The following is a 23,968-nucleotide window of genomic DNA, read 5'->3' on the forward strand; positions in this document are numbered from 1 at the left end:
AGTAGATCTCCCGAATCCAGGATGGAGTCCAGGGGCCTCCCTTTCCCGGGGCGCAGACGCTCCGGGCCATCGCCGTTTCGGATCGAGGTGGGACGCACGAATGCAGACGAATGACGCTCAGGACCTCTGGGAAACCCTGCGCAAGGGGCTGGCCAATCATCTGCCCGAGCGGACCTTCCACGACTGGATCGAACCGTGCCGGCCCCTCAGCTTCGATGGCACCACCCTCCTGATCCAGGTGCCCTCCCCTTCCGCCCGGATCTGGATCGAGCAGCAGCTCGCCGAGGAGTTCCACGATGTGCTCGTCCAGTGCGACCTGGCCAGCCTCCGGCTGGGCTTCATGGTCGCCGGCGACGCCAAGACCGCCCCGGCTCCGGCCAAGGGCCGCCCCGCCGTCACCGCGCCGGCCGAGACGCCCCTGGACAGCCCCTTCCCCCAGGGCTTCCAGCGCTACACCCTGGACCGCTTCGTCGTGGGCCCCAGCAGCCAGCTGGCCTTCGCCGCCGCCAACGCGGTGGTCGAGAACCACGGGCGGAGCAACTCCACCCTCAACATGAACCCCCTGTTCATCTATGGGGGCTCCGGCCTGGGCAAGACCCACCTGATGATCGGCATCGGCAAGGGCATCCTGGCCAAGTCGCCGGGCGTGAAGGTGGCCTACCTGAAGGTGGACAACTTCTTCAACGAGCTCACCATCGCCATCCGGGCCAAGAACACCGAGCCCATGCGCAAGAAGTACCAGCAGAACGACCTGCTGCTCCTGGACGATGTGCAGACCCTGGGCCGCATGGAGCGCACCCAGGAGGAGATCTTCTACATCCTTGAGTACCTCCTGCAGTACGGAAAGCAGATCGTCATCACCTCGGACAAGCCGCCCCAGAAGCTGGAAGGCTTGCACGACCGCCTCATCACGCGGTGCAAGTGGGGCCTCACGGCGGACATCCAGCCCCCCGACTTCGAGACCCGGGTGGCCATCCTCCGCAAGAAGCTCGAGGACGAGGTCTTCAAGGACCTGCCCCACGTGCCCGAGGACGTCATCACCTTCATCGCCCACAAGGCCAAGGGCAGCGTCCGCGACCTGGAGGGCCTCCTCACCCGCGTCGTCTTCCAGAGCAGCTTCCTGGGCGTCGCGCCCAGCCTGGACGTGGCGCAGCAGGCCTTCATGGGCCAGACGGGCTCCGAGGCCACGGCGTCCATCTCCATGGAGAAGATCTGCCGGACGACGGCGGAGACCTACGGCATCTCCTTCACCGACCTGATGAAGAAGAAGTCCCGGCACCAGAGCATCCTCCTGCCCCGCCAGGTCGCCATGTACCTCACCCGCGAGCTCACGGCGGCGTCCTTCACGGAAATCGGCCGGAATTTCAACGATATGCACCACAGCACGGTGATGAACGCCATCGAGTCCGTGAAGAACCGCATGCAGAAGGATGCTGATTTCCACAAGCTCGTCCACTCCCTCCTGAATAGCATCCAGTGAAATGATTAACTTTGCGGAACCACTCCGCAGACCTCCCCCCGTCCGCCCTGCGGATCCGCGGCGGAAATCCGCAGCGGCCAGGGGGTCCCACCTGGATCCGCACCTCCTTTCCGCGAACCCGCCGCTGGTACCCGCATCTGCCCCGAGGGCTCTTTTCCAGCTACACTAAGGGTTTGACCGTCATTTCCGCAGGGTAGGCCGCCACTCAGCATAATCAGGGTGATTCATGAACTTCCAAATACAGGTTTCCAAGGAACGTCTTGATAAGACGCTCGGGATTCTCAAGCACGCCCTGGAGAGGCGGGTCACCCTGCCCATCCTCCAGCACGTCCTTGTGGAGGTCGTGGACCACGAGATGGTGCTCAAGGCCACCGACATGGAGCTGGCCTTCGAGGCGACCGTGCCGGTGGAGGGCAACGGCAACCGCGTCGTCGCCATCCCGGGCAAGAAGTTCGTGGAGACGGTGAAGGCCTATCCGGACGGCCTGCTGACCCTGGAGTGGCCCGATACGGGCAACCGGATCTGGCTGCGGGCCAAGGGCTTCAACTCCGAGCACAACATCCAGCCCGGCGAGGGCTTCCCCGAGCTGCCCCGCCCCGAGGCGGGCCTCCCCAGCGTCACGGTGCCCTCCAACCTCTTCCGGAGGGCCATCAGCCTCGGTTCCATCTCCGTGAGCAAGGACGCCACCAAGCCCACCCTCTCGGGCGTCCTGCTGCATCTCGGCAAGTCCTTCATCCGCGTCGTGTCCACGGACGGCTTCCGCCTGGCGGTGGTCGAGGTCCCCCTGGAGACCGGCCTGGAGACGGATGCGCGCATCATCGTGCCCCGGCGCGCCCTCGACCTGCTCCCCTCCAGCCTGGGCGACGAGGGCCAGCTCACCCTCACCTGGGACGAGCGCAGCCTGTTCATGGACCAGCCCGGCCTCAAGTTCAGCACCCGCCGCGTGACCGGCAACTACCCGGCCTACGAGAAGGTGCTGCCCTCCGAACTCCCCCGCCGCGTGATCGTGGACCGGGAGGACTTCCTGCGCACCCTCCGCGTCGTCGGCCTGAAGAAGGACGACTACAACAAGAACGTCCGCCTCTTCTTCGAGTTCCCCAACCTGCGGGTCTTCTTCCAGCACCCCGACGAAGGCGTCAACCAGGGCACCCTCAGCTTCACCGGCGAGGAGCAGCCCCTGGAGCTGGCCTTCAACATCGACTACCTCACCGAGCTCCTCGAGCGGATCCCGGGCGAGGAGGTGGTCTATCAGTTCAAGGACGACGTGGGACAGGGCATCTTCATGTCCCCCAGCATCGAGGACATGTCCTTCCGGTACATCCTCATGCCTGTGAAGTTCGCCAACCCGAGCTGAAAAGCCGGGGTCTCCGCGGACGTCCGAATCCAAGCACAAGCCAAAGCGAGCATTGATGACCGAAGAAGTGAGCAAGTCCAGGAACGCTGAAACAGAAGCCACCTACACCGCCGACAACATCACCGTCCTCCGCGACCTGGAAGCTGTCAGGAAGCGGCCTGGCATGTACATCGGTGACACCGACGACGGCAGCGGCCTCCACCACATGGTCTACGAGGTCGTCGACAACGCCGTGGACGAGGCCCTGGCGGGGTACTGCACCCGCGTGGACGTGACCCTCCACGACGACGGGAGCTGCTCGGTCGAGGACAACGGCCGCGGCATCCCGGTGGACCTCCACAAGGAGGAGAACCGCTCCGCCGCCGAGGTCATCATGACCGTCCTCCACGCGGGCGGTAAGTTCGACGCGAACTCCTACAAGATCTCCGGCGGCCTCCACGGCGTCGGCGTCTCCTGCGTGAACGCCCTCTCCAAGAAGCTCTGGCTGACCATCTGGAAGGACGGCAAGGAGCACGCCATGACCTTCACCCAGGGTCATGCCGACGCGCCCCTGGCGGTCCTGGGCCCCACGACCCGCCGCGGCACCCGCGTGCGCTTCAAGCCCGACGACGAGATCTTCCACGGCAAGCTGGACTTCTCCTTCGAGGTCCTCAGCCAGCGCCTGCGGGAGCTGAGCTACCTGAACAAGGGCGTCCACATCCGCATCACCGACGAGCGCAGCGGGGAGCACCACGACTTCCTGAACGCCGGCGGCATCGACGCGTTCGTGGAGCACCTGAACCGCACCAAGACGGTCCTGCACCGCCCGCCCATCCACATCGAGGACGTCAAGAACGACATCACCGTCGAGGTGAGCCTGCAGTGGAACGACAGCTACCAGGAGACGCTGTTCTGCTTCACGAACAACATCCGCAACCGCGACGGCGGCGCCCACCTGGAGGGCTTCCGCGCGGCCATGACGCGGGTGATCAACACCTACGCCGAGAAGAACAACCTCCTGAAGTCGGCCAAGGTCGCCCTCTCCGGCGAGGACGTGCGCGAAGGCCTGACGGCGGTGATCTCCGCCAAGGTGCCGGATCCCAAGTTCAGCAGCCAGACCAAGGACAAGCTCGTCTCCAGCGAGGTGAAGGGCATCGTCCAGACCATCGTGTACGACCGCCTCACCACGTTCTTCGAGGAGAACCCCCGCGAGGCCAAGGCGATCCTGGAGAAGGCCATCGAGGCCGCCCGCGCGCGCGAAGCCGCCCGGCGGGCCCGCGAGCTCACCCGCCGCAAGGGCTCCCTGGACAGCGCCGGCCTCCCCGGAAAGCTGGCCGATTGCCAGGAAAAGGATCCGGCCCTCTCCGAGATCTTCCTGGTGGAGGGTGATTCCGCCGGCGGCTCCGCCAAGCAGGGCCGCGAGCGGCGCACCCAGGCCATCCTGCCCCTCAAGGGCAAGGTCCTGAACGTCGAGAAGGCCCGCTTCGACAAGATCCTCAGCTCCGCCGAGCTCCGCATCCTGATCCAGGCCCTGGGCACCGGCATCGGGCAGGAGGACTTCAAGGTCGAGAACCTGCGCTACCACAAGATCGTGCTCATGACCGACGCCGACGTGGACGGGTCCCACATCCGGACCCTGCTCCTCACGTTCTTCTTCCGGCAGATGCCCGAGCTGGTCATGCGGGGCCACCTGTACATCGCCCAGCCGCCCCTCTACAAGGTGAAGAAGGGCAAGCAGGAGCGCTACCTCAAGGACGAGCGGGCCCTGGAGGAGTACCTGTTCCAGAAGGCCCTGGACGGGTGGACGCTGAGCCTGCCCGGCGGCGAGGAGCACCAGGGCCCGACCCTCGTGCGGGAAATGAAGAAGTGGGGCGAGGTCAAGCACCTCTACTACAAGCTCGAGCGGCGCGGCTACGCGCGGCCCCTGGTGGACGCCCTGCTCACGGACGGGCTCCTGGACGACAGCCGCTTCAGTTCGGCCGAGCACCTGGGCGAGCTGATGGAGCGCCTCGTGGCCAAGGGCCTGGGCGAATGCGAGCTGGAGACCGAGGAGGTTCCACCCCTGGCGGAGGGCGGCGAGCCGACCTTCGTCCACCGGCTGAAGCTCACCCGCATCCACCTTTCCCGGCCGATCACCCTCTGGATCGACAACCAGGTCGCCCACTGGGGCGAGTTCCGGCGCCTGATGAGCCTGCACCAGGACCTGGCCTCCTTCTCCGGCGGCGCCCTGCGCCTCCGCCGCACCGGCGCGGGCGCCCCCGCCGAGGGGGAGGACGCGGATCCGGCCCTGGCCACCAAGGCCAAGGAGCTGGTCTTCGAGAACCCGGAGCAGATGCTCGCCACCATCCTGGAGGAGGGCAAGCGGGGCCTCGGCATCCAGCGCTACAAAGGTCTGGGCGAGATGAACCCGGAGCAGCTCTGGGAGACCACCATGGATCCCGAGCGGCGCATCCTCCTCAAGGTCCAGGTGGAGGACGCGGTGGAAGCCGACGAGATCTTCACCGTCCTCATGGGCGACGCGGTGGAGCCCCGCCGCCGGTTCATCGAGACCAACGCCCTCTTGGCGGAGAACCTCGACGTCTAGCAAGTCCTTGAATGACAGTAATACCCAGCTGTTCCACGTGGAACCACGGAAGCCTGAATGACCCAGAACGCCCGAATCGAGCCCATCGAGATTGAAAAGGAAATGCGGAAGTCCTACCTCGATTACGCCATGAGCGTGATCGTGGGCCGGGCCCTTCCGGATGTGCGGGACGGCCTCAAGCCGGTGCACCGCCGCGTCCTCTACGCCATGCGGGAGGGCGGCAACGACTGGAACCGCCCCTACAAGAAATCCGCGCGCACCGTCGGCGACGTGATGGGCAAGTACCATCCCCACGGGGATTCCGCCATCTACGACACCCTCGTCCGCCTGGCCCAGCCCTTCTCCATGCGCCACGTGCTGGTGGACGGCCAGGGCAACTTCGGCTCCATCGACGGCGACAGCGCCGCGGCCATGCGCTACACCGAGGCCCGGCTCTCCCGCCTGGCCAACGAGATGATGTCCGACCTGGACCAGGACACGGTGGACTGGGGCCCCAACTACGACGACAGCCTGGAGGAACCCCTCACCCTCCCCACCCGGTTCCCCAACCTGCTCGTCAACGGCAGCCAGGGCATCGCCGTGGGCATGGCCACCAGCATCCCGCCCCACAACCTGCGGGAGTGCTGCAACGCCCTCATCGCCATGGTGGACGACCCCACCCTGGGGCTGGACGCCATCATGGGCTACATCCACGGGCCGGATTTCCCGGGCGGCGGCATCATGCTCGGCACGGAGGGGGTCTACGACGCCTACCGCACCGGCCGGGGCCGCTGCATCGTCCGGGCCAAGGCCCACGTGGAGCAGATCAAGCGGGCCGGTGACCGTGAGCAGCTGGTGTTCACCGAGCTGCCCTACCAGGTGAACAAGGCCACCCTGCTCGAGAAGATCGCCGAGCTGGTCCACGAGAAGAAGATCGAAGGCATCAGCGACCTCCGGGACGAAAGCGACCGCGAGGGCATCCGCATGGTGGTGGAGCTGAAGAAGGGCGAGCCCAGCGACATCGTCCTGAACCAGCTGTACCAGCTGACGGCCCTCCAGAGCTCCTTCGGCATCACCATGCTCTGCATCGTGAACGGCCAGCCGCGCATCCTGAACCTGCGCGAGATCCTCCGGGAGTTCATCGGCTTCCGCCGCGAGGTCGTCACCCGCCGCACCATGTTCCAGCTGCGCAAGGCCGAGGAGCGCCACCACATCGTGATGGGCCTCGTCATCGCCCTGGACCACCTGGACGCCGTGATCAAGCTGATCCGCGCCGCCGCCAGCCCCGAGGAGGCCAAGCAGGGCCTCATGGAGGGCGCCTTCGCCACGGCCGCGGCCCTGAAGAAGAACCCGGCCCTCCGCCTCTCCGACAAGCAGGCCCAGGCCATCCTGGACATGCGGCTGCAGCGCCTCACCGGCCTGGAGCGGGAGAAGATCCTGGAGGAACTGCGGGAACTGGAGGCCACCATCGCCGGCCTCAAGGCCATCCTGGCCGACGATCACCTCCTGATGAAGGTCATCCGCGACGAATTCCAGGCGGTCGCCGACCAGTTCGGCAACGACCGGCGCACCGAGATCACCGCCTTCTCCGGCAACATCCGCATGGAGGACGTGGTCCCCGACGAGGAGATGGTGGTCACCATGTCCAAGGCCGGGTACATCAAGCGCACGGCCCTGGCCGCCTACCGGCGCCAGAAGCGGGGCGGCAAGGGCAAGCTGGGCATGAAGACGAAGGATGAGGATTTCGTGGAACGCCTCTTCCTCACCAAGGCCCACGACACCCTCCTCGTCTTCACGGACCGGGGCTACGCCTACGCCCTCAAGGTGTACGACCTGCCGGAGGCCGCCGCCTCCACCCGCGGCAAGCACATCAAGAACCTGATCAGCCTCAAGGACGAGGAGAAGGTCGTCACCCTCCTGGCCCTCCGCGAGTTCCCCGAGGAGCACCACCTCGTCTTCGCGACCGCCGACGGCACCGTCAAGAAGACCAGCCTCAGCCTCTACGCCAATATCCGGGCCAACGGCCTCATCGCGCTCAACATCGAGGAGGGCAACAGCCTCGTGAGCGTGCGGGTGTCCACGGGGAACCAGCAGATCCTCCTCGTGAGCGCCCTGGGCAAGGCCATCCGCTTCCCCGAGGAGGACGTCCGCGCCATGGGCCGCACCGCCACCGGCGTCCGGGGCATGCGCCTGGGCTCCGGCGACGAGATCGTGGACATGGAAGTCATCGACGCCCTGCCCGACCTGGCCGAGGGCGAGGAGGCCGACGAGGCCACCGCCGCCCACGGGCTGCTCCTCACCGTCACCGAAAAGGGCTACGGCAAGCGCAGCCTCCTCCAGGACTACCGCCTGCAGGGCCGGGGCGGCACGGGCGTGATCAACATCCGCGCCGGCGTCCGGAACGGCAAGGTGGTCGGCTCCGTGCTCGTGAAGCCGGGCGAAGGCTGCCTCCTGATCTCCCAGGAGGGCATGGTCATCCGCTTTGCCACGGACGACGTGCGCAAGACCGGCCGCGCCGCCCTGGGGGTGCGCCTCCTGAACCTCCCCACCGAATCGGACCGCGTCGTCGGCCTGGCCAAGATCGACGCCAGCGCCCAGGCCCTGGACGAGGAGGAGGACGTGGACCTCGTGGTGGACGCCGAGCACGCCAACCCTGGACCGGATGAGTCCGGCGAGCCCCAGCGCCTCCTCTAGGCGCCTATCCGCCGGCAAGACGAGGGCCGCCCCCCGGGGCGGCCCTTTCCTCGTACCCCCCGAAACAGCGGCGCGGGCACGCCGTGGAACCGATACTGGAGTACAGGGAACAGGAGGACCGTATGCACTTCCACGTCCCTCACCCCCACTTCCAGCACACCGCCCTCTTCAGCCACGTCTCGGACGTGATGAACGTGGTGCTCATCCTGCTGGGCCTCCTCGTGGCGCTGCTGGCCGCGGGCGGCTACACCGTCCACGACTGATCAGCTGTTCCAGGCGATGGGCCGTTCCGCCATGGCTTCCGCGCGCAGGATGCCGTCCGCGACGAGCTTGGCCACATCCGGATAGGCGCCCAGGCGCTCCTTGAGGTCGGCGTCCGGGCCATCCTCCGCCTCGTGCACACCCACCCAGGTGTTGCGACCAGAGGCCTTGGCGGCGTACAGACACTGGTCCGCCACTTCGGCCACCTTCTCCCAGGCCACCAGCGCGGGGTCCTTGCGGAAGAAGGGGTAGGTGGCGAAGCCCACGGAGCAGGTCTTGTGGACGATCCGGCCCTCCCCGATATCGAAGGGGAAGGCTTCGACCCGGGACCGGATGCGCTCGGCGACGATGTGGGCCTCGGTCCGGGAGGTGTGCTTGGCCACGACGAAGAACTCCTCGCCCCCCCACCGGACGACCGTATCCGAGTCGCGCATGGTGCTGGAGAGGATGGAGGCGAACTGGCGCAGGACCTGGTCCCCGGCGGCGTGGCCGTGGGTATCGTTGACTTGCTTGAAATGATCAATATCGATCATGAAGAAGATCACGTCGATGTTGAGGGGCATGCGGGTCTTGCCCGCCTCGGTGAGGCCTGAGCGCTGGAGGCGGTGGATCTGGGCGAGGTCCTCGGCGATGCGGGAGGTCAGGTAGCGGCGGTTGGCCAGGGAGGTGAGGGGATCCCGCAGGCTCATGTCGGCCAGGGCCTTGTTGGCGGCCTGGAGCTTCTTCCGCCCCGCCACCAGGACGGCCGCGGTGCCCAGGCCCAGCAGGCCGATGGCGGTCCAGAGGAAGCGGAGCCGGAGCTGGTTGCGCCGCTCGCGGTTGAGGGCATCGATCTGGAGCTGCTTCTTGTCGATCTCGAAGGCGGCGCTGGCATCGGCGATGTGCTTCTGGTCCTGCACCCGCTTCAGGTCGTCGCTGAGGGCCTTGAACTGGAGTTCCGTCTCGTAGGCCTTGCGCCACTCCCCCGCGAAGGCGTACTCCTCGGCGAGGATGCCCACGATCTCGGCGGTGTCGTTCCGGGCCTGGGAGGCCTTGAAGTGCTCCAGGCCGGCCACGATGGCCTTGAGTCCCTCGGCGCTGTTGCCCAGGCGGTTGAGGGCGATGCCCTGGTTCACCTGGCTCACGGCGATGGAGGCGGCGTTGCCGGCCTCCCGGGCCAGGCGGAGGCCGGCCTCGGCGTACTTCAGGCAGGTGCGGTAGTCCTTCTTCCGGAGGTAGGCGTCGGCCATGTTCACGGCCACGGTGAGTTCGATGTCCGGATCCTGGGAGATCCTGGCCAGCTCCCGGCTCTTGGCCAGCTCCTCCAGCTGATGGTCCGTGTCGTTGAGGAACCCGTAGGTGTTGGCGAAGTTCAGGTGGATGGTGGCGAGGAGTTCCGGGTTCTTGAGGGGCTCCGCGGTGGCGATGGCCTGGCGGTGGTAGGACACGGCCTCGTCGAGGCGCCCGAGGAGCTGAAGGAGGGTCCCCATCTGGTCCAGCACGTTGCTGAGGCCGGCGGAATCCTGGGCTTCCTGGTAGGTCTTCATGGCCCGCTGGTACCAGCCGATGGCCTCCGGGAAGCGGCCCAGGTCCCGGTTGGCGGTGCCCAGGGAACGCTGGGCCCGGCCGAGGAGGCGATGGATCTCGCTGTCCTCGGGCTGCTTCTTCAGGTAGCCCTCCATGGCGGGGATCAGGCCCTCCAGGACGGGCCGGGCGTCACCGGGGCGCTCCTTCAGGATGAGGACGAGGGCGCCCTCCATCCCCACCAGGAAGTGGTCCCGGGGCTGGCCGGCATGGGCGACCTGGGCCCGCGCTTCGGCGAGCCGGGCCTCGGCCTCCGGGATGCGGAGCAGGACGTTGAGGTCGCGCACGAGGCCGATGAGGAGCGCGGTGCGGATGGCAGGCTCCTCGTCGGGTTTGAGGAGCTGGAGGGCCTCCTGGGCGAGGGCGACGGAGGCCACGGGGTGGTTGCGGTTGTCCGCGTCGATGCGCTTGCGCAGATCCGCGATCCGCTTCGCGGTGGCCGCGGGCACCGCCGCCGCCAGGGGCTGGGACACACCCGTCCCGCCCAGCAGGCCGATGGCGAGGGCCACGGGACAAGCTGCTCTTCGGATAATCGCCAGCCGAGGGATGGATCCCATGGCAGCAGTATAGCTTATATCTCCCCGGGGCCGAGGTAGGCTTTCCAGTCGCCGGACGGAAGTTCGACGGCCTCGCGCTCCAGGCGGGGAAGCCGGTCCGCCGGGAATACGTAGGCCCAGGCCGCGTACCGGTGCCCGGAGTCCAGGACCACGGGGAGGGCGATCCGCTCGAAGAGCCCCGTGTCCGCCCCTTCGAGGGGATCCAGGTCCGCGACGGCCGAGGCCAGGGCGTCCGCATCCTCGTAGCCCACGAAGACCCCCCGCACCCAGCCCGGGCCGGGCGGGTCCCCGCCGGGGTCCTCCCCGGGCACGAGGGCGGGGTAGCCGTGGGCCGGCAGGTGGAAGAGGCGCCCCGGCGCGAACGCGCCGATGGTGCCCTCCGGGTGGGTGCGGAGCAGCCACCGGTGGTGCCGGCCCCCCTCCCGGAGGGTGCCGTAGACGAAGAGGCCGTCGGGCTCCATCCGCTCAGGCCGCCGGGCCTGAGTCCTGGAGCAGGCGGTGCACCCGCTCGAGCAGGTCCTTGCTTCGGTAGGGCTTGGCGAGGAAGGCGGTGGTGGCCGTCGGGCGGGTCAACTCGGGCCGGCTGTCCGGGGAGAAGCCGCTGCTGATGAGGAAGCGCGTGCGCGGCGCGACCTGGAGGATCCGGTCCATCACCTGGAACCCGTGAAGCCGGGGCATCACGAGATCCAGGATGATGAGATCGAACTGGGCCTGCCGGTCCATCCAGACATCGAGGCCGTCCTGGCCGTCCACCGCCTCCGTGACGGCATACCCCTGCCCTTCCAGGATCTCCCGGGCCATTTCTCTGATAAGTGGCTCATCGTCCACCACCAGGATGCGACCTTGGGGCCGGTCGGGCATGGGGGCTCCGGGGAAGCTACTCGGGAATGGGGAACTGGGCCGTGAGGGCGAAGACCTCGTCCCGGATGCGGGCGATGGCCGCCTCGTCGGCGCGGGAGCGGAGGGCGCTGTCGATCCAGCCGGCGATGCGCACCATCTCGGGCTCCTTCATGCCGCGCGTGGTGATGGCGGGGGAGCCGATGCGGACGCCGGAGGGCTTGAGCGGGGGATTGGGGTCGAAGGGGATGCCGTTCTTGTTGACGGTGATGCCGGCCTTGTCCAGGGCCTGCTCGGCCTCGTTGCCCAGGATGCCCTGCTGGAAGACGTCCACCAGCATGAGGTGGTTGTCGGTGCCGCCGGAGACGATGCGCCAGCCCTTGGCCTGGAGCGCGGCGGCCAGGGCCGCGGCGTTGCGGACCACCTGGTCCTGGTAGGCCTTGAACCCGGGCTGGAGGGCCTCGCCGAGGGCCACGGCCTTGGCCGCCACCACGTGCATGAGCGGGCCGCCCTGGACGCCGGGGAAGAGGGCGCGGTCCAGGTCCTTGGCGAAGCGCTCGCGGCAGAGGACCAGGCCGCCCCGGGGCCCGCGCAGGGTCTTGTGGGTGGTCGTGGTGACGAAATCCGCGAAGGGCACGGGGCTGGGGTGGTGGCCCGTCGCGACGAGGCCGGCGATGTGGGCCATGTCGACCATCATGAGCGCGCCCACCTCGTCGGCGATGGCGCGGAAGGCGGCGAAGTCGAAGATGCGGGGATAGGCGGAGGCGCCCACCACGATGAGCTTGGGCTTGTGCTCGCGGGCCAGGCGGCGGACCTCGTCCATGTCGACGCGCTCGGTCTCGCGGCTCACGTGGTAGCCGACGAACTTGTACAGGATGCCGGAGCTGTTCAGGGGGTGGCCGTGGGTGAGGTGGCCGCCGTGGGCCAGGTCCAGGCCGAGGACGGTGTCGCCGGGCTTGAGCACGGAGAAGTAGACGGCCATGTTGGCCTGGGCGCCGCTGTGGGGCTGGACGTTGGCGTGCTCAGCGCCGAAGAGCTGCTTGGCGCGGGTGCGGGCCAGGTCCTCGACCTTGTCCACGTTCACGCAGCCGCCGTAGTAGCGCCGGCCGGGGTAGCCCTCGGCGTACTTGTTGGTGAAGTGGCTGCCCATGGCCTGCATGACGGCCAGGGAGGCGTAGTTCTCGGAGGCGATGAGCTCCAGGTGGTGGCGCTGTCGCGTGACTTCGAGCTCCAGCGCCTGGTAAACGGAGGGATCTGCGGCTTTCAGGGTTTCGTAATAGGACATGGCCTCACCTCAAAGGTTGACGCCGTAAATCTTCTCACAAGCCGGGACGATGCACATGGAAAAGCGGGAAGGCCCTACATCTGCCAAAATGGAGGGGAAAGGTGACCCATGTCCATCCTTCCCTCCAGCGCCGAAGCCGACCTCGAAAGCTTCGAACACCCCCTGGCCTCCCGGTATGCCTCCAAGGCCATGGTGCGCCTGCTCTCCCCCTTGTACCGGATGCGCGTCTGGCGGCGCCTCTGGATCGCCCTGGCGGAGAGCGAGCGGGAACTGGGCCTCCCCATCACCGAGGACCAGGTCCGCGAGATGCGCGCGACGCAGGACGCCGTGGACCTGGAGGCCATCGCGCGCCACGAGGCGGCCCTCCGCCACGATGTCATGGCCGCCATCCACGCCTGGGGCGAGCAGGCTCCGTCCGCGCGCCCGATCATCCATTTGGGTGCCACCAGCTGCTTCGTCACCGACAACGGCGACCTCCTGATCGCCCAGGAGGCCTTCCGCCTCCTCCGCCGGCGCCTCCAGGACGTCCTCGCGGCCCTGCGGGACTTCGCCGCGACCTGGGCCGACACCCCCTGCCTCGGCTTCACCCATTTCCAGCCGGCCCAGCCCACCACGGTCGGCAAGCGCGCGACCCTCTGGATCCAGGACCTGCTCCTGGACCTGGCGGACCTGGACCATGTCCTGGCGACCACCCCGGTCCGGGGCGTCAAGGGCGTCACGGGCACCCAGGCGAGCTTCCTCGAACTCTTCGACGGCAACGGCGCCCAGGTGGAGGCGCTGGAGCGCCGCTTCTGCGAGAAGGTGGGCTCCCCCGCCATCCCGGTTTCGGGCCAGACGGCCACCCGCAAGCTGGAGGACCGCCTCGGGCAGGTGCTGTGCGGCCTGGCGGCCTCCGCCTCCAAGTTCGGATGCGACCTCCGGCTCCTCCAGCACCTCAAGGAGGTGGAGGAGCCCTTCGAATCCAAGCAGATCGGCTCCTCGGCCATGCCCTACAAGCGCAATCCCATGCGCAGCGAGCGGATCTGCAGCCTCGCCCGCTTCGTCACGGGCCTGATGCCGAGCTCGTACCAGACCACGGCCACCCAGTGGATGGAGCGGACCCTGGACGATTCCGCCCACCGCCGCCTGACCCTCAGCCAAGGGCTGCTGGCCGTGGACGCCATCCTCGTGCTCTACCGCAACGTCGCCCGCGGGCTGGTGGTCCACCCCCGCATGATCGAGGCCCGGCTCCAGTCCGAACTGCCCTTCATGGCCGCCGAGGTGCTCCTCATGGAGGGCGTGAAGCGCGGTGGGGACCGCCAGGACCTCCACGAGCGCTTCCGAGTCGCCAGCCTGGAGGCTGGCCGTCGCATCAAGGCCGAGGGCCGGCCCAACACCCTCCTGGCCCTCCTCGCCGAGGACCCGGCCTGGAACATGACTGAAACCGAGCTGGCAGCCCTCCTGGACGGGCGCCGGTTCACCGGGCGCGCCGGAGACCAGGTGCGCGCCTTCCTGGCTGGCGAGGTGGCCGCCGCCCTGGCGGATCACATTCCGGCCGACGAAGCCACTGTTCGCGTATAGAAAGGTTCACCATGCAGAAGATCGCCGTCCTGGGCGCCGGTTCCCTCCTGGGCCGGGAGCTCGTCGAGACGCTGGAAGCGAAGGATTGTTCCGTCCTTCCCCTGACCACCGGCCCCACCACCCTGGACGAGGAGCTCAGCGACACCGTCATGTTCGCGCCCCAGCCCGAACTCCTGGAGGAGATCGAACTGGTGATCCTCGCCGAGACGCCCGCCTCTCCCGACCTCCTGGCGGACTTCACGGGGGCCATCCTGGACCTGCGCCCCGACGCGGATCCCGCCCTGCCCCTCCTGCCCGTGCTGGGCCGCTGGCCCGAAGGCACCAAGGCCTTCCGGAACCGGCCCGCCGTGGACCAGGTGCTGGCCCTCCTGCCGCGCCTGGTGAGCGGCCTCGGGGACGTGGCCGGCACCCACCTGCGGTCCGTGGCCTTCCTGGGCGACCAGGGCCTGGACGGCCTGATGGAGCAGACCGTGGCCATCCTCAAGGGCGAGGATCCGGATATCGAGAAGCTGGGCTACCGGGCCGCCTTCGAGGTGGTCCCCCAGGTCCCCCGGGGCCGACTCCTGGAGATCCGGGTGCCCGCCTTCCACGGCGATCTCCTGGTGCTCCACCTCACCGCGGCCCCCGGCGCCGTCCTCGCGCCCCTGGCGGCCCCGGAAGGCGTGCAGTGGACCGACCATCCCGCCACGAGCCGGGAGGTGGCGGTGTCGCCCCACCTGCTGGCCCACCTGAACCTGGCCGACGAGGGCCGGGCCGGCATCCTCACCCTGGGCTTCGATCCCATCCTCTGGGGCACCCTCATGCCGGTGCTCCGGCTTCTCGGCCTGTAGGCGCCCCATGGCCAAGAAGCTGGAGGAACCCCACGATCGCTCGGACTTCTTCAAGTCCCTGGGCACGCTGATGGCCGGGTTCGTGGCCATGCGCGTGGAGGACGCGGTGACCGGGGCCGGCCCGTCCCTCCTCCGGCCCCCCGGCGCCCTGGACGAGTTCGATTTCCTCATGGCCTGCACCCGCTGCGACCTGTGCGCCAAGGCCTGCCCCCAGGATTCCATCCTCCAGGCCGGCCCCGGGGCCCCCCTCGCGGCCAACACGCCCCACATCCTCCCCCGCAACATGCCCTGCTTCCTGTGCACCTCGCTGCCCTGCATCCCCGCCTGCCCCGAGGGGGCCCTGGTGTGGCCGACGCGGAAGGTGGGGGACGAGGTCCTGGAGGGCCCCGCCGCCGTGAAGATGGGCACCGCCCGGGTGAAGCGCCGCCTCTGCCTCACCTGGGAGCACGAGGACGAGCCGGCCCAGCCCTGCACCACCTGCGTGGACCGCTGCCCCTACCCGGGCAAGGCCATCCGCATGGGCGAGGCGCCCGAGGGCGAGCTCCCCCATCCCGAGGTGATCGCCGATTTCTGCACCGGGTGCGGCCTCTGCACCTTCGGCTGCCCCTCCCCGAACCCCGCCATCGTCGTGGATCCCCGCGAATAGTTCCACGTGGAACACGGGCAGTTGTGCCGCTGTTCACCCGTGGAACGGAGCGCCTTTGGTATCCTGCGGTCTGCGCGTCGCCCGATTTGCGGCTCGCCCGGGGAGTTTCCGCCATGGCGTACAAGGTTCTCATCATCAACCCAAGGGCGGAGGAGCTGGCCGGGGAACTGCAGGAGCTGGAGGCCCGGGGGCTGCCCGCCGTGGGCGCGGCCACCTTCAAGGAGGCCTACGACCTCCTGGTCAAGGACGGCGCCATCCACGTCATCCTCACCGAGTGGATCCTGCCCCTGAAGAAGCGGAGCCGGGAGACCATCTCGGGCGCCGAGCTGTTCAGCCGCTTCCTGGCCCTGCGCTACGAAGTGAACATCTTCCTGTTCACCCATGAGACCGACTGCGCCACCTTCAACACGGGCGGCCTCATCAACGGGTACTTCCACAAGGGCGAGGAGAGCTGGGACGACATCGCCAGCAAGGTCCGCGCCGAGGTCATCAGCAGCAAGGACCGGGCCCCCTTCTTCGACGCCCTCGTCGCCTACGCCCAGGCGGCCAAGGACGCCTGGCACACGCCGGGCCACTCCTCCGGCGATTCGGTGAAGAACTCCGAGTGGGTGGGCGACTACTTCCGGTTCTTCGGGGAGAACCTCTTCCAGTCGGACGTGTCCGTGTCCGTGCCCGGCCTGGATTCCCTCCTGGAGCCCAAGGGCGTCATCAAGGAGGCCCAGGAGCTGGCCGCCCGCGCCTTCAACGCCCGGTACACCTACTTCACCACCAACGGCACCAGCACGAGCAACAAGGTCCTCATCCAGACCCTCCTCAAGCCGGGGGACGCCATCCTCCTGGACCGCAACTGCCACAAGTCCGTCCATTACGGGGTCATCGTCGCCGGGGCCGAGCCCCTCTACCTCATGCCCAGCGTCAACAACCGCTACGGGATCTTCGGGCCGGTGCCCAAGCAGCGGATCGTGGAGAGCATGGACGCCGCCCTGGCGGCCGGCAAGCGCCTCAAGGTGCTCATCCTGACCAACTGCACGTACGACGGCCTCATCTACGACATCAAGGACATCGTGGACCAGGCCCACGCCCGGGGCATCAAGGTCATCGTGGACGAGGCCTGGTTCGGCTACGCCAACTTCCACCGGGCCTTCTACCCCTCGGCCATGGCGGCCGGGGCCGACTACAGCACCCAGAGCACCCACAAGACCATGAGCGCCTTCTCTCAGGCCTCCATGATCCATGTGCAGGATCCCGAGTTCGAGTCCATCCGGGAGTTCTTCCAGGAGAACTTCAACATGCAGGCCTCGACCTCCCCCCAGTACCCCATGATCGCCAGCCTGGACGTCGCCCGCCGCCAGATGGCCATGGAGGGCTATGCCCTGCTCCAGCGCACCCTGGAGATGGCGGCCGCCCTCAAGAAGTCCATCAACAGCCTCAAGAAGTTCCGGGTCCTGGAACTGGAGGACCTCCTGAGCGACGAGGTCCGGGCGGACGGCATCCGCCTGGACCCCACCAAGCTGACCATCGACGTCTCCGGCTCCGGCTACACCAGCAAGGAGATCGAGTACCTCCTCCTCACCAAGCACAACATCCAGATCGAAAAGAGCACCTTCAACACGATCACCGTGCTCATCACCATCGGCAGCACGTACTCCAAGCTCAACCGCCTGGCCCTGGCCCTGGCGAACATCCAGCGCATGAGCGGCGCCCGCCGGGAGAGCGGCGCCGCCAAGATCCTCCAGGATTTCACCCTGTCCCTGTCGTCCATCAAGTACCTGCCCCGCTACGCCTTCTACGCCGAGGGCGAAAGCGTGCCCATGCGGGACGCCGCCGGCCGCGTGGCGACGGCCATGGTGGTGCCCTACCCGCCCGGCATCCCCCTCCTGGTCCCCGGCCAGATCATCACCGAGGACATCGTGAACGCCCTCATGACCTACCGGGACTACGGCGTGGAGATCCACGGCGCCTCCGAGGGCCTGCTCAAGGTCATGACCCCCGCCGAGGAGCAGCGGCTCACGGCCCAGGGCCGGGAGATGATCCCGCTGCCGGTGGGGTAGCGCCATGTCCTTCCTCTCCCTGGTCCCCGCCCTGGTGACCATCGCCGTGGCCCTGGTCTGGCGCCGGGTCGCCCTGGCCCTGTTCTGCGGGGTGGTCGCCGGCGCCCTCGTGCTGGCCGGCTTCCAGCCCCTGCCGGCCCTGGCCGGGCTCGGACGCAGCCTCCTGCACGCCTTCACGGATGCCGACCGGCTCAAGATCGTCGTGTTCATCCTCCTGATCGGCGGCCTCCTGGAGCTCATTTCCGCCAGCGGGGCCTACCTGGCCTTCGGGCAAGCCGTTGGGCGTACCCTCCGCACGGGCCGCAAGGCGCGGCTCGCGGCCTGGGGGCTCAGCTTCTGCATGTTCTTCGACGACTACGCCAACGTCCTCATCTCCGGCTCCGCCATGCGCAGCGTCATGGACCGGAACAAGGTGCCAGCCTCCGTGCTGGCGTACATGGTCGATGTGGTGGCCCTGGTGGCCAGCGTCATGCTCGTCTCCACCTGGGCCGCCTTCGAGGGGGCCCTGATGGTGGACGCGGGCCGGGACCTGGGCCTCCACGGCAGCCTCTCGGACTTCTTCCTGCGGGCCCTGCCCTACCACTACTACACCTTCCTCGCCCTCTTCCTCTCCCTGATGGTGGCCTGGACGGGCCGCTGGTTTGGCGCCGGCCTGGACGACCACGCCTACCGCCTGGCCGAGGAGGCCGAGGTCGCGGGCGAGGGCGCCGGCGCCCGTCACGTGGTCGCGCCCGTGGCCGTGCTGGTGGGCTCCGCCATCCTGGGGCTCTTCGTGTTCGGCGTCCGCGCCCTCCAGGCCCAGGGCGAGCCCGTGACCCTCATCCGCATCCTGGGCGCCGCGCCCTCCGTGGAGATCCTCATCGGCGCCACGGTGCTGGCCATCGGGGTCGCGGCCGTGACCCTCGTGCGGGACGGCGTCCTCCCCCACCGCCACGCGCCCGCGCACTTCGGGCGGGGGCTGGGCTCCATGGTCTCCATCGGGCTCATCGTCCTGCTGGCCACCGCCCTCAGCCAGATGGCCAAGGACCTGGGCACGGGCCTCTACATCGCCCACGCCTTCGAGCGCTTCCTGAGCCCGGCCACCCTGCCCTTCATCGTCTTCTTCATCTCCCTCCTGGTGACCGTCACCACCGGCTTCAGCTGGGGCGCCATGGCCATCGTCATGCCCGTGGCCTTCCAGCTGGCGGGGGCCCAGTCCGGGGCCCTGATTCCCGTCGTCTCCGCCGCCGTCATCACCGGCGCCGTGAGCGGCGAGCACGTCGTCCCCTACTCCGAGAAGGCGGTCATGACCGCCGCCGCCTGCGGCGTGGCCCCCCTCTACCACGTGCGCACCCAGGCCTTCCAGACCCTGGCCGTCATCACCGCCGCCGGCATGGCCTTCCTCCTGGTCGGCTTCCACGTGAGCCTCGTGTGGACGTACGTCCTGCCCGCCGCCTTCCTGGCGGGTCTCCACCTGCTCTTCGCGCGGGAGGCGGGCTTCCGCGCCTAGCGCAGCGTCCGCAAAGCAGCCTGAATCATCCGAGGGGAGCGGCCGCTGCGCGTCCATCGGGGGCATCGCCCCCCCTGGCGGGCCCCCAGACCCGCGGCAAGCGCCGCTCCCCTTGCGTCCGGATTGTTCAAGAGACTTGGCGGACGCGGCACAAGGCTATAGGCCGTACTCCTTCCAGCGGCGGGTGACGCGGTCCAGGACCTCCTCGGGGAAGGCCAGGTCGCCGGGCCACTCGCGCTGGAAGCCGTCCAGCTTCGCGCTCTTGCGGGTGGCGTCGATGCCGACCTTGCTGCCGAAGGCGAACCGGTCGCTGCTGTGGTCCAGCACGTCCAGGGGGCCCTCCGTGAAGAGCATGTCCCGCCGGGGGTCCACGTTGCTGGTGACCCGGAAGAGCACCTCGTTCATGTCGTGGGGATCGATGTCCGCGTCCACGATGACCACGGCCTTCGTGAACATCATCTGCCCCGTGCCCCACACCGCGTTCATGACCTTCTGGGCGTGGCCCGGGTAGGCCTTGCGGATGGAGAGGATGGCGAGGTTGTGGAAGCCGCCCGCGGGCGGCAGGTGCATGTCGACCACCTCCGGCAGGATCATGCGGAGAAGGGGCAGGAAGATCCGCTCCGTGGCCAGCCCCAGGTAGGTGTCCTCCTGGGGGGGCCGGCCCACGAGGGTGGCCGGGTAGACCGGGTCGCGGCGGTGGGTGATGGCCTCCACGTGGAGGACGGGATAGTCGTCGGCCAGGGAGTAGTAGCCGGTGTGGTCGCCGAAGGGCCCCTCCCGGCGCAGTTCCCCGGGATCGACCCAGCCCTCGATGACGATCTCCGAATCGGCGGGCACCTCCAGGTCGTGGGTGACGCACTTGACCATCTCCACGCCCTCGCCGCGCAGGAAGCCCGTGAACATCACCTCCGAGAGGAAGGGGGGCAGCGGCGCCGTCGCGGCGTAGGTGAGGGCCGGGTCGCCCCCGAAACTCACCGCCACGGGCATCCGCTCCCCGGGCGCGTAGCCGTGCCGGGCCCGGGCCCCGTCATGGTGCAGCTGGGTGTGGAAGCCGAGGGTGTGGTCGTCGAAGACCTGCAGGCGGTACATGCCCATGTTGCGCATGCCGTTCTTGTGGCGCGTGTGGCTGAGCCCCAAGGTGATGAAGGGGCCGCCGTCCTCGGGCCAGGTGGTCAGGACGGGCAGCCGGGAGAGCCTGGCCTCCGCCCCCGTGTGGATCACCTCCTGGCAGAGGCCCTTCCGGACGGTCTTCGGCATCCAGGCGCTCACCTCGGCGAGCATGGGGAGCTTGGAGAGCTTGTCCAGGAACCCCGCGCCGGGCTTGGGCATGGCCTCCTGGATCAGCTTCTCGATGCGGTCGCCGATGGCGTCCAGGCCCCGGGGCTCCCGGTCCACCCCCAGGGCCATGGCCATCCGCCGGTAGCTGCCGAAGACGTTCGTGGCCACGGGCAGGGCCCCGCCCTTCACCTGCTCGAACAGGAGGGCGCTGCCGCCGCCGGGGAGCTTGCACACGCGGTCCGTGATGGCCGCCGCCTCCAGGTACGGGTCCACCTCCGCCCGGACCCGCCGCAGTTCGCCGGCCTCCTCCAGGCGCTTGAGGAAGGCTCTGAAATCCTGACCCATGGTTCACCTCGCTTCCAGTTTCACCCGAAATGGCCCCGGGGCGGTAACGCCGGGCCGGCGGCTGGCGTCCCAGTATCCAGGAGGTACCATGCGCGCACCGATCCTCATGTCCGCCGCCCTGGCCCTCGCGGCCGTCACTCCCGCCCACGGAAAGGAACCCATGTCCCTGCATGAATTGACGACCCGCACCCTGGACGGGAAGCCCCAGAACCTGGCGGCCTACAAGGGCAAGGCCGTGCTCGTCGTGAACGTGGCGAGCGAATGCGGCTTCACCCCCCAGTACGCCGGCCTCGAATGGCTGTACGAGACCTACCGGGACCGGGGCCTCGTCGTCCTGGGATTCCCCTGCAACCAGTTCGGCGGGCAGGAACCCGGCAGCCCGGAGACCATCCAGGCCTTCTGCACCACCAAGTTCAAGGTCACCTTCCCCATGATGGAGAAGGTGGAGGTGAAGGGGCCCGGCCAGTCCCCGGTCTACGCCTTCCTGACCCGGGACGCCGGCGTCCCCAAGTGGAACTTCACCAAGTACCTGGTCGGGAAGGACGGCCGCGTGATCCGCGCCTTCCCCAGCCAGGTGGCCCCGGAGAGCAAGGAACTGAAGGACGCCGTGGAGGCGGCCCTCCGGGATTGATCGGGCCGCGCGGAGACCCGGCCGCGCCGGGTCTCCGCGGAAGGCCTAGATCGTCTCGAGGAGCCAGGGCGCCTTGGGGCAGGGCTCGGGGCGGATGTCGATCCAGCCCTTGGGCAGCGGGTTGCCCAGCTTGCCGTTGTGGTGCTGGGTGAGGATCGCCTCGCCGCGCTCCACCCGGTCGCCCACGTTCCGGTGGATCGTGAGGCCGACGCCCAGGTCCAGCACATCGTCCTTGGAGGCGCGTCCCCCGCCCATCTCCATGGCCAGGATGCCCAGGCAGCGGCTGTCGATGGCGTGGATGTAGCCGCCCTCCTCCGCCAGGATGTCCTGGGTGTGGGCGGCCTGGGGCAGGAGGCTGAAGTCGTCCAGGGCCCGCGCGTCGCCGCCGTTGAAGGCGACCCAGGCGCGGTAGGTGTCCATGGCCTTGCCGGAGGCCACCGCCTGGGCCACGCGCTGCTCGGCCTCGGCCAGGGTGGGGGCGGCGCCGCCCAGGATGAGCATCTCGGCGGCGAGCCGGAAGCTCTCCTTGGCCAGGTCGGAGTCCCCGTGCAGGCCCTTGAGGATCTCCACCGACTCCATGACTTCGAGGCTGTTGCCGATGGCGCGGCCCAGGGGCTCGGCCATGCGGGTGATGAGGGCCTTGATGTTCATCCCGTGGGCGCGGCCCACGGCCACCATGCTCTGGGCCAGGGTCCGGGCGTCGTCGAGGGTCTTCATGAAGGCGCCGGCGCCGCACTTCACGTCCAGCACGAGGGCGTCGGAGCCGCCCGCCAGCTTCTTGCTCATGATGCTGGCCGTGATCAGGGGGATGGATTCCACGGTGGCGGTCACGTCCCGGAGGGCGTAGAGTTTGCGGTCGGCGGGGGTGATGTCGCCGGTCTGGGCGCTGTTGGCGAAGCCCGTCTCCAGGAGGCTCTTCCGGAAGTCCTCCACGCTCAGTTCCACCTTGAGCCCGGGGACGGCCATGTACTTGTCCACGGTGCCGCCGGTGTGGCCCAGGCCGCGGCCGCTGAACATGGCGCAGGGGACGCCGCAGGCGGCCACGATGGGGCCGAGGATGAGGGTGGTCTTGTCGCCCACGCCGCCGGTGGAGTGCTTGTCCACCTTCACGCCGGGAACGGAGGAGAGGTCCACCCGGTCGCCGGAATCGCGCATGCCGAGGGTGAGGGCGAGCGTCTCCTCCACGTCCATGCCGCGCCAGCAGATGGCCATGAGGAGGGCCGCGCTCTGCTCGTCGGGGACGGTGCCCCGGGCAGCCCCTTCGACCCAGAAGGCGATCTGCTCGGGGGTGAGCTTTCCGCCCATCTTCTTGGTGTAGATCAAGTCATACATACGCATGGCATCTGCCTCCGCGCGGCCGCCGGGTCCGGACGCCGGACCCTGGCCAGGATTGCGAGTAGCGGCCTACACGCCCTGCAGCATGTGCTCCACGGCGGGGTCGGCCTGGGTCTTGAACCGGGACTTGTAGTCGGCGACGTCCTTCAGGGCCTGGGCCCGGTCACCCTTCAGACGGTCGGCGTCCAGGAGGGTGGTCCAGAAAACGGGCGCCCAGGCTTTGCCCGGGTCCGCGTCCTTGCGCAGGGGGGTGAGGGCCGCCAGGGCCTCGTCGGCGGAGCCCAGGGCGAGGTGCTTCTGGGCCGCGCGGAGGCGCCCCCAGGCGTCCTCCAGGTCGGCGGCCACGCCGCCCTTCCCGTCCAGCTGGAGCTTCCAGCTGGCGAGCACGCCTTCGGCGACCGCCTTCTCGGAGCCGGGGGCCCCCTTCACGAGGGTCTCGAGCTGCGGCAGCTTCTCCCGCATGCGCTTCTCCACCTCGGCGGCGGGGACGGGCTCCATGGGGCTGCCCGTGACCTCGAGCTGGAGGGAGGCCAGGTCGGCCTCGAACCGCTCCACCACGGAGGCGCGCCAGCCACGGAAACCGAACACGGCGACACCCAGCCCCAGCACCACGCCGGCGCCGATGAGCATGGGCTTCAGGATCCCCGTGTTGACGTCGGCTTCGGAGGCCACCTTCTTCTGGAAGGCCTGGAGGCTCTGGGCCGGCTTCTGGACCTGGATCACCTTGTTCTTGTTGCTGGAAACCATGGAGACACTCCGAACCTTCAATCATGCCCGACACCGCGCCATTTCGCACTTGAAAATGGAGCTTTCCGTGCTACAGTTGAGTGCTCGGCCCGGATAGCTCAGTTGGTAGAGCAATGGACTGAAAATCCATGTGTCGGCGGTTCAACTCCGTCTCCGGGCACCAACAAACCCCTGAATCGCAAGGTTCGGGGGTTTTTCATGTCGGGTCGCACGTCCTCAAAGAGCCTGTTGATATACCCATAATTCTACGCTTCTGACTGGTCATTCCCTACAAGATTCACTACATCCGGGTCTGGCTGGAACCGCACCAGATAATGCTTTCCGTCAGGCAGCACCCACTGGGGAGGGTATTTGCCGGGGGTAAGGAAACGATCCAGAGAAGGCAGGGGTGGTCAACCTTGAAACCGATCTCCCGCCAGGAGCAGACCGGGGTGGGGTTTTTCTAGAATCCCCGCTTGCGTCCGCCAAAGACCACGGGTGCTT

Annotated in this window: 18 protein-coding genes and 1 tRNA gene; 12 read left to right on the forward strand and 7 right to left on the reverse strand. The window is 68.3% G+C overall.

Features of this window, described 5'->3' with window-relative positions; translation table 11 throughout:
• The first annotated feature begins 100 nt into the window (after positions 1-100).
• The 5 genes from dnaA to R2J75_RS00025 all read left to right on the forward strand — a co-directional run bounded on the left by dnaA (position 101) and on the right by R2J75_RS00025 (position 8,333).
• Positions 101-1,480: a chromosomal replication initiator protein DnaA gene (dnaA, locus tag R2J75_RS00005; RefSeq protein ID WP_243347072.1), complete on the forward strand. Its 1,380-nt coding sequence runs from the start codon at positions 101-103 to the stop codon at positions 1,478-1,480.
• 226 nt (positions 1,481-1,706) lie between these two features.
• On the forward strand, positions 1,707-2,834 hold the full coding sequence (gene dnaN / locus R2J75_RS00010; RefSeq protein ID WP_243332355.1) for a DNA polymerase III subunit beta: 1,128 nt from the start codon (positions 1,707-1,709) through the stop codon (positions 2,832-2,834).
• Positions 2,835-2,889: 55 nt separating this feature from the next.
• Positions 2,890-5,397, forward strand: a complete 2,508-nt coding sequence (gene gyrB / locus R2J75_RS00015; protein WP_243332352.1) for a DNA topoisomerase (ATP-hydrolyzing) subunit B — start codon at positions 2,890-2,892, stop codon at positions 5,395-5,397.
• 57 nt (positions 5,398-5,454) lie between these two features.
• Positions 5,455-8,070 carry a DNA gyrase subunit A gene (gene gyrA, locus R2J75_RS00020; RefSeq protein ID WP_243332350.1) on the forward strand — a complete coding sequence of 872 codons (2,616 nt, stop codon included), beginning with the start codon at positions 5,455-5,457 and terminating at the stop codon, positions 8,068-8,070.
• A 122-nt stretch (positions 8,071-8,192) separates the two neighbouring features.
• On the forward strand, positions 8,193-8,333 hold the full coding sequence (locus R2J75_RS00025; protein WP_243332348.1) for a hypothetical protein: 141 nt from the start codon (positions 8,193-8,195) through the stop codon (positions 8,331-8,333).
• On the opposite strand, the gene R2J75_RS00030 is transcribed toward R2J75_RS00025, so the two are convergent.
• The 4 genes from R2J75_RS00030 to R2J75_RS00045 form a co-directional block, all read right to left on the reverse strand.
• Positions 8,334-10,403, reverse strand: coding sequence for a tetratricopeptide repeat-containing diguanylate cyclase (locus R2J75_RS00030; protein ID WP_316410845.1), 2,070 nt, complete (start codon positions 10,401-10,403; stop codon positions 8,334-8,336).
• Positions 10,404-10,465: 62 nt separating this feature from the next.
• Positions 10,466-10,912: a gamma-glutamylcyclotransferase family protein gene (locus R2J75_RS00035; RefSeq protein ID WP_243332344.1), complete on the reverse strand. Its 447-nt coding sequence runs from the start codon at positions 10,910-10,912 to the stop codon at positions 10,466-10,468.
• A 4-nt stretch (positions 10,913-10,916) separates the two neighbouring features.
• Positions 10,917-11,312, reverse strand: a complete 396-nt coding sequence (locus tag R2J75_RS00040; protein WP_243332342.1) for a response regulator — start codon at positions 11,310-11,312, stop codon at positions 10,917-10,919.
• 16 nt (positions 11,313-11,328) lie between these two features.
• On the reverse strand, positions 11,329-12,573 hold the full coding sequence (locus tag R2J75_RS00045) for a serine hydroxymethyltransferase (RefSeq protein WP_243332340.1): 1,245 nt from the start codon (positions 12,571-12,573) through the stop codon (positions 11,329-11,331).
• 108 nt (positions 12,574-12,681) lie between these two features.
• On the opposite strand from R2J75_RS00045, the gene purB reads away from it, so the two are divergent.
• The 5 genes from purB to R2J75_RS00070 all read left to right on the forward strand — a co-directional run bounded on the left by purB (position 12,682) and on the right by R2J75_RS00070 (position 19,149).
• Positions 12,682-14,133, forward strand: a complete 1,452-nt coding sequence (purB, locus tag R2J75_RS00050; protein WP_243332338.1) for an adenylosuccinate lyase — start codon at positions 12,682-12,684, stop codon at positions 14,131-14,133.
• An 11-nt stretch (positions 14,134-14,144) separates the two neighbouring features.
• The gene (locus R2J75_RS00055; protein ID WP_243347078.1) at positions 14,145-14,963 is read left to right on the forward strand and encodes a hypothetical protein; all 819 of its coding nucleotides are present in this window, start codon (positions 14,145-14,147) and stop codon (positions 14,961-14,963) included.
• 7 nt (positions 14,964-14,970) lie between these two features.
• Positions 14,971-15,609 carry a 4Fe-4S dicluster domain-containing protein gene (locus R2J75_RS00060; protein WP_243332334.1) on the forward strand — a complete coding sequence of 213 codons (639 nt, stop codon included), beginning with the start codon at positions 14,971-14,973 and terminating at the stop codon, positions 15,607-15,609.
• A 113-nt stretch (positions 15,610-15,722) separates the two neighbouring features.
• Entirely contained in the window at positions 15,723-17,660 is a 1,938-nt protein-coding gene (locus tag R2J75_RS00065) for an aminotransferase class I/II-fold pyridoxal phosphate-dependent enzyme (RefSeq protein ID WP_243332333.1), read from the forward strand.
• A gap of 4 nt (positions 17,661-17,664) precedes the next feature.
• Positions 17,665-19,149: a Na+/H+ antiporter NhaC family protein gene (locus R2J75_RS00070; RefSeq protein WP_243347079.1), complete on the forward strand. Its 1,485-nt coding sequence runs from the start codon at positions 17,665-17,667 to the stop codon at positions 19,147-19,149.
• Between the two features lie 156 nt (positions 19,150-19,305).
• Here R2J75_RS00070 and R2J75_RS00075 read toward each other — a convergent pair whose 3' ends face one another.
• The gene (locus tag R2J75_RS00075; protein WP_243332329.1) at positions 19,306-20,772 is read right to left on the reverse strand and encodes a menaquinone biosynthesis decarboxylase; all 1,467 of its coding nucleotides are present in this window, start codon (positions 20,770-20,772) and stop codon (positions 19,306-19,308) included.
• An 88-nt stretch (positions 20,773-20,860) separates the two neighbouring features.
• Between R2J75_RS00075 and R2J75_RS00080 the strand changes: the two genes are divergently transcribed.
• Positions 20,861-21,403, forward strand: coding sequence for a glutathione peroxidase (locus tag R2J75_RS00080; RefSeq protein ID WP_243332327.1), 543 nt, complete (start codon positions 20,861-20,863; stop codon positions 21,401-21,403).
• Between the two features lie 45 nt (positions 21,404-21,448).
• On the opposite strand, the gene R2J75_RS00085 is transcribed toward R2J75_RS00080, so the two are convergent.
• Both R2J75_RS00085 and R2J75_RS00090 read right to left on the reverse strand, forming a co-directional pair.
• Positions 21,449-22,741, reverse strand: coding sequence for a thymidine phosphorylase (locus R2J75_RS00085; protein WP_243332325.1), 1,293 nt, complete (start codon positions 22,739-22,741; stop codon positions 21,449-21,451).
• 66 nt (positions 22,742-22,807) lie between these two features.
• The gene (locus tag R2J75_RS00090) at positions 22,808-23,485 is read right to left on the reverse strand and encodes a YfgM family protein (protein WP_243332323.1); all 678 of its coding nucleotides are present in this window, start codon (positions 23,483-23,485) and stop codon (positions 22,808-22,810) included.
• Between the two features lie 87 nt (positions 23,486-23,572).
• On the opposite strand from R2J75_RS00090, the gene R2J75_RS00095 reads away from it, so the two are divergent.
• Positions 23,573-23,648: transfer RNA gene (locus R2J75_RS00095), tRNA-Phe, on the forward strand.
• The last annotated feature ends 320 nt before the right edge of the window (positions 23,649-23,968 follow it).

The sequence above is a fragment of the Mesoterricola sediminis genome (assembly GCF_030295425.1).
GTDB lineage: Bacteria > Acidobacteriota > Holophagae > Holophagales > Holophagaceae > Mesoterricola > Mesoterricola sediminis.

Bases quoted from the DNA above. Each gene is read 5' to 3' on its own strand.
- dnaA (WP_243347072.1), top strand. From the start codon at position 101: ATGCAGACGAATGACGCTCAGGACCTCTGGGAAACCCTGCGCAAGGGG.
- dnaN (WP_243332355.1), top strand. From the start codon at position 1,707: ATGAACTTCCAAATACAGGTTTCCAAGGAACGTCTTGATAAGACGCTC.
- gyrB (WP_243332352.1), top strand. From the start codon at position 2,890: ATGACCGAAGAAGTGAGCAAGTCCAGGAACGCTGAAACAGAAGCCACC.
- gyrA (WP_243332350.1), top strand. From the start codon at position 5,455: ATGACCCAGAACGCCCGAATCGAGCCCATCGAGATTGAAAAGGAAATG.
- R2J75_RS00025 (WP_243332348.1), top strand. From the start codon at position 8,193: ATGCACTTCCACGTCCCTCACCCCCACTTCCAGCACACCGCCCTCTTC.
- R2J75_RS00035 (WP_243332344.1), bottom strand. From the start codon at position 10,912: ATGGAGCCCGACGGCCTCTTCGTCTACGGCACCCTCCGGGAGGGGGGC.
- R2J75_RS00040 (WP_243332342.1), bottom strand. From the start codon at position 11,312: ATGCCCGACCGGCCCCAAGGTCGCATCCTGGTGGTGGACGATGAGCCA.
- R2J75_RS00045 (WP_243332340.1), bottom strand. From the start codon at position 12,573: ATGTCCTATTACGAAACCCTGAAAGCCGCAGATCCCTCCGTTTACCAG.
- purB (WP_243332338.1), top strand. From the start codon at position 12,682: ATGTCCATCCTTCCCTCCAGCGCCGAAGCCGACCTCGAAAGCTTCGAA.
- R2J75_RS00055 (WP_243347078.1), top strand. From the start codon at position 14,145: ATGCAGAAGATCGCCGTCCTGGGCGCCGGTTCCCTCCTGGGCCGGGAG.
- R2J75_RS00060 (WP_243332334.1), top strand. From the start codon at position 14,971: ATGGCCAAGAAGCTGGAGGAACCCCACGATCGCTCGGACTTCTTCAAG.
- R2J75_RS00065 (WP_243332333.1), top strand. From the start codon at position 15,723: ATGGCGTACAAGGTTCTCATCATCAACCCAAGGGCGGAGGAGCTGGCC.
- R2J75_RS00070 (WP_243347079.1), top strand. From the start codon at position 17,665: ATGTCCTTCCTCTCCCTGGTCCCCGCCCTGGTGACCATCGCCGTGGCC.
- R2J75_RS00075 (WP_243332329.1), bottom strand. From the start codon at position 20,772: ATGGGTCAGGATTTCAGAGCCTTCCTCAAGCGCCTGGAGGAGGCCGGC.
- R2J75_RS00080 (WP_243332327.1), top strand. From the start codon at position 20,861: ATGCGCGCACCGATCCTCATGTCCGCCGCCCTGGCCCTCGCGGCCGTC.
- R2J75_RS00085 (WP_243332325.1), bottom strand. From the start codon at position 22,741: ATGCGTATGTATGACTTGATCTACACCAAGAAGATGGGCGGAAAGCTC.
- R2J75_RS00090 (WP_243332323.1), bottom strand. From the start codon at position 23,485: ATGGTTTCCAGCAACAAGAACAAGGTGATCCAGGTCCAGAAGCCGGCC.